This window comes from Burkholderia pseudomultivorans, from assembly GCF_902499075.1.
Classification (GTDB): Bacteria; Pseudomonadota; Gammaproteobacteria; order Burkholderiales; family Burkholderiaceae; genus Burkholderia; species Burkholderia pseudomultivorans.
In genome coordinates, this window is sequence record NZ_CABVPP010000118.1 from 1 (window position 1) to 2,621 (window position 2,621).

Below are 2,621 nucleotides of genomic sequence, written 5' to 3' on the forward strand. Positions count from 1 at the left end.
GTAAGCGGCTCGGCCGGACCGTTTCCCGATGCTGATTTTTCCAATGCATGATGGGTGCGTTTAGATTGCCGGAGCCAGTTAGCCATGTCGAACGCAGGGAACCGTGCCCGTGTCCATCCCCATCGCACGTACGCGCGAGAATTCAAGCAGCAGGTGATCAGGGAGACGTTGGAGCCCGGCATGTCGGTGTCGATTGTTGCGCGGCGGCACGACATCAACGCCAATGTGGTGTTCGGGTGGCGCAAGCAATATCGTGAAGGCAAGCTGGTCGTCCCTGCATTGGATGCTGTGCCGAGCGTGCCAAGCACGGAACTGCTAAGCGTCGACGTGATCGACGCGGCATTGGTGCTGCGGGCGCCGGAGCCGACGGTAGCATCGGGAGCAATGAGCGGCGTACCGATGTCGACACCCGTGTGCGAGATCGAGGTGGAGATCGGCAAGCGGCGCGTGAAGATTCGCGGCCTGTCTGCCGAGCGCGCCGAAGCGTTCCTGCAGGAATGCCTGAAGTGATCTCGCTGCCGGCAGGTACGCGTATCTGGCTGGCGGCCGGCGTGACCGATATGCGTTGCGGGTTCCAGGGCCTGGCCGCGAAGGTGCAGACGGCGCTCGAAGAGAATCCGCTGGGCGGCCACGTGTTCATCTTCCGCGGCCGTCGCGGCGATCTCGTGAAACTGCTTTGGGCGACCGACGACGGACTCTGGCTGCTCGCAAAGCGATTGGAGCGAGGCCGGTTTATTTGGCCCCAGGCCGACGGCGGAAAGGTCCATCTGACGAGCGCTCAACTGTCGATGCTGCTCGAGGGCATCGATTGGCGGCAGCCACGCCGCACCGCCGCTCTGTCGATGTTGTAAACCGCATCGAAGGCTCGTAAACTGCGGCACATGTCCAAAGATGCGCCGCTTCCTGCCACCGTCGCTGAGCTCCAGGCCCTGGTGCTCGCGCAGCAGGCGTCGCTGCTTGAACAGCAAGCTTCGATCGCAAACATGGTGCGCGAGATCGCCGCTCGCGACGACGAAATCGAACGCCTGAAGGCGCAGATCGACAAGCTCAGGCGGATGTACTTCGGTAGCAAGTCCGAAAAACTGGCTCAGCAAATCGATAAGCTCGAGGCGCAACTGGAAGACCTGACGGCCGGCCAGGGGGCTGCAGAGACGCGAGGGCACCGAGACAAGACGTCGACGGCACCGCCCGGTCGAGCGACCACGCGAGAGCCGCTGCCACCGCACTTGCCCCGTGACGAAATCGAACTTAAGCCGGATCCGGCCTGCCCAAAGTGCGCGACGACGATGCAGTGGCTCGGCGAGGATGTATCCGAGCAACTGGCGCGCGTGGCGGCCGCGTTCAAAGTGCTGCGCACGATCCGCCATAAACTGTGTTGCCCTGATTGCGGTCACATCGAACAGCCCGCGATGCCCAGCCTGCCGATCGAGCACGGCATCGCCCATCCGAGCTTGCTGGCCGATATTGCGGTGTCGAAGTTCGCCGATCATCAGCCTCTGTATCGCCAATCGGAAATCGCAGCACGTGACGGCGTGACGCTGGATCGCGGAAGCATGGGCCGCTGGCTTGGGCAGATTGCCGAGCTCTGCGTGCCGCTCGTTGAAGCGATCCAGCACTACGCGCTGGTTCCCGGAAAGGTCCACGTCGACGACACGCCGGTCGCGGTGCTCGCGCCCGGAAACGGCAAGACAGTGACCGGTCGCTTCTGGGTGTACGTGCGAGACGATCGCCGCTCCGGCTCGATCGACCCAGCCGCGGTATGGTTCGACTTCTCCTCGGACCGTAAGGGCGTCCACCCGCAAACCCGGCTCGCCGCATTCCACGGTATCCTGCAGGCCGATGCATACGCCGGGTTCGATCAACTGTTTGCGAGCGGCGAAATCCACGAAGCGGCATGCTGGGATCACGCGAGACGGTACATCTACGATGTTCACGCGCGCACGCCGACTCCGGATACCCAGCAGCTGCTCGAGATGATCGGCGAGCTCTACAGCATCGAAGCCGACATCCGCGGCAAGGCGCCTGAGGAGCGTTTGCGCGTGAGGCAAGAAAAGACCAAGCCGCTGCTCGCGAAGTTCGAAGCGACGATCAGGGCGAAACTCGCAACGCTGTCGACGAAGTCGGCGCTCGCCAAGGCGATAAACTACTCGCTGAACCACTGGGCAGCCCTCACGTTCTACTGCGAGGACGGTCGAGCGGAGATCAGTAACGTCCTTGCCGAGAATGCCCTGCGCTGTGTCGCGCTCGGACGCAAGAACTATCTGTTCGTCGGCTCCGACAGCGGGGGCGAGCGGGCTGCTGCGATGTATAGCTTGATCGGGACAGCGAAGCTCAACGGCATCAACCCGCGTGCCTATCTGGAATACGTCCTGACCCACATCGCTGATCACAAGATCTCCCACATCGACGAATTGCTGCCCTGGAACGTGGCCGACAAGCTGAAGCAGGCCACTCCGCCCGCACCATCAACCGGCTAGATCTGGATAGATTTGGATGGATCGTGCCCATGATCAGCCGATCGCGGACACGATCTCCCATGATCTACACGGACTACTCCACGCCATCACCATCATGCCCCACGCGCGCGCGAATGGGGGAAACGGTCGGGCCGAGCCGCTTAC

3 protein-coding genes are annotated in these 2,621 nt (G+C 62.6%); all 3 read left to right on the forward strand.

Features of this window, described 5'->3' with window-relative positions; all coding sequences use genetic code 11:
• The first annotated feature begins 84 nt into the window (after nt 1–84).
• On the forward strand, nt 85–510 hold the full coding sequence (locus BST28156_RS35255) for a transposase (RefSeq protein ID WP_174904560.1): 426 nt from the start codon (nt 85–87) through the stop codon (nt 508–510).
• On the forward strand, nt 507–851 hold the full coding sequence (gene tnpB / locus BST28156_RS34330; protein ID WP_034187060.1) for an IS66 family insertion sequence element accessory protein TnpB: 345 nt from the start codon (nt 507–509) through the stop codon (nt 849–851). Before BST28156_RS35255 ends, tnpB begins: the two co-directional genes overlap by 4 nt.
• 132 nt (nt 852–983) lie before the next feature.
• Complete coding sequence (gene tnpC / locus BST28156_RS34335) at nt 984–2,477, forward strand: IS66 family transposase (protein WP_425126531.1); 1,494 nt, start codon at nt 984–986, stop codon at nt 2,475–2,477.
• Nucleotides 2,478–2,621 lie beyond the last annotated feature (144 nt).